Below are 2,361 nucleotides of genomic sequence, written 5' to 3'. Positions count from 1 at the left end.
ATTTAATGAAGTTACATCAGAAAATCTTTGGAATTGGTTTACTCACTGCTGTTATTGTACCTCATCTTTATGAGAAAAGCTATATATCCAGTCCCCGTCATAGGGTGATGCCATCCCTTTTACTTTTGCATAGCGCTTTATTTCAGTGGAGCTATGTTGTATGAGCTTTAGAGGATTGTTACCCTCTCTGGTTGCGAACACCCAGTTATTGCCTTCTACGGTTCTAAAGTATTTGCGGCTTATCCACTCTTTACTTTTATTTCTATGACGATGGCAACCCCATTTGGTGAGCTTCCAAAACACTAGATTCTTCAACCTATCAAATACTCTTTGGCTGATGACGGTTGAGAAATATTTACACCAACCCCTTATGATAGGATTGAGTTTCTTGATTAAAATCGCTTGGTTTAATCCTCGCGATTTGTTTATTACTTCTGCAACTTTTCTGTAGTGTCTTTTCTGACTTTCCTTGCTGGGGGTGATAATAGTCTTAAAACCTAATAATCCGCCCCTGGTTCTTTGTCCTGAATTGTATTTCCCAACGGGGAATTGCCTGACGTTGAATCCTAGGAAGTTAAATCCGGGTTGTTCATCATCTAACTTGTTCAGGGTGTGGGCTAACCTTCTCTTACTCGGTTTTAATTCTAACCCAATGCCACTCAACCACTCCTCTATCTCCAATTTACACAGCTTTATGACTTCTAAATCCTCATGAAGGACTACAAAATCATCTGCGTATCTAATCAATGAAATCGATTTAAGCTTGTCTCTTACACCTAATTGAGTGTTGCCAGATCGCTTCATATCGAATTTTGGGGCTAAACCCCTAATCAATTCCTCAATTCCATGTAAGGCAACATTGGCAAGTAGAGGTGATATCACTCCACCTTGTGGTGTCCCTTCATCTGTTGGGAACAGCTTGTTTCCATCCATAACACCAGCTTTTAACCAAGCTCGGATTTGTCTCCGTAGGGTAGGATAAGTATTCAATTTTTTGAGAAGTGCATCGTGGTTAATACGGTCGAAGCATTTACTAATGTCGGCATCCAGCACATATTTAGATTTATGCTTTATTGCCAGGAATATTGCTACTATCGCATCGTGGCATGAGCGTCCGGGTCGGAACCCATATGAGTTAGGTTCAAATCGCGCTTCCCATTCTGGTTCTAACACCAGTTTGACTAACGCTTGCAAAGCTCGGTCTTCCATTGTCGGTATACCTAAAGGTCTTTCCTCATCTGTCCCTGGTTTGGGTATCCAAACCCGGCGTGTTGGTTTAACCTTAGAACCCAATGATATTTTGTTTATCAAGGCTAGACGTTGCTTTGGGGTCAGCGATTTTACACCGTCCACGCCTGCCGTCTTCTTACCTTGATTATCCTGAGTTACCCGACGAACCGCTAATGCCTTTGCTGCCCAAGAACTTATCAACAGTTTCTGGAGTCTGCGTACTAGCTTGACATCACCACGATTAGACGCTTGATATATCCGCTTTTGCAATTTAAAAACGTTACGCTCTAGCTTTCGCCAGTTGATATCGTTCCATTCATACATCGGTTTTTCTGCCGTGTTCATAACATATTCATTGCTACTTGTAGCTATACCATCCGCATTACCGTAAGTCCGTTAGCATATCCTCACCATTACAGTGAGGCGTTGGCTTTTGACTCAATCTTTCCCACCTGTTACCTGGAAATCCAGATGTTTCGTCTTAGCTGACTGCTCGAAGTATTCGACCTCTCCGAGAGTAATCAGGTGGGTTACTTCGTTCCTCACAACCATTGTTTTGTTCCGTTAGGATGTCACCTCTTCACCGAGTTTTTGGGTAACGTAGGTATGCCGATCCAAATTCTCATACCACCCTTTACTAATGCCCTTTTGGGACTACCAGCGCATAAAGCCTTATTTCGCTGGTTTACCGTAACGATGATTTAAGCAGTGACTTCGCTTTCGCTATCCGTAGGAACTTGCTCACGGGATACCACATTAGGCTATTGGCTCTTTCCGCTTTTATCCCCGCTTCACCGATTGAGGGCTAGTCGCTACAGTGAGGGATATGCTTTCACCTCTACGTTTGAGGGGCAGGGCTTGACGTTTTCTAGGATACTGACGCTCACCTGCAAGGTTATGAAGTTGTCATCTACAAGGGATTAAAGTGCGAACTCAATCCTCATGGATTACCCTGTAGAAGCCAGTCATCCCCCGATTTCTCGGTTTCGACTGAACGAATCGCACTTGGAACTGGTATTATAATCAATACGCGCTGAGCTGGTTTACGGAAATCCGGGCATTGCACAGTTGTGGTATGCTATCGATAGCACGCCTGCAAGGAACAAACATATTTCAGCTAGTAATAGGCAC

General features: G+C 43.3%; 1 protein-coding gene. It reads right to left on the bottom strand.

The genetic code is table 11. From position 1 onward, the window contains the following. Window positions 1–51: 51 nt before the first annotated feature. The gene (ltrA, locus tag QUA71_RS29035) at window positions 52–1,575 is read right to left on the bottom strand and encodes a group II intron reverse transcriptase/maturase (protein WP_333290454.1); all 1,524 of its coding nucleotides are present in this window, start codon (window positions 1,573–1,575) and stop codon (window positions 52–54) included. Window positions 1,576–2,361: the final 786 nt, after the last annotated feature.

It is taken from the genome of Microcoleus sp. MON1_C5, from assembly GCF_036701875.1.
In the GTDB taxonomy this organism is placed as follows: Bacteria; Cyanobacteriota; Cyanobacteriia; order Cyanobacteriales; family Microcoleaceae; genus Microcoleus.
The sequence above is the reverse complement of the archived record's forward strand: the minus strand, read 5'-3'. Positions and strand labels throughout refer to the sequence as shown.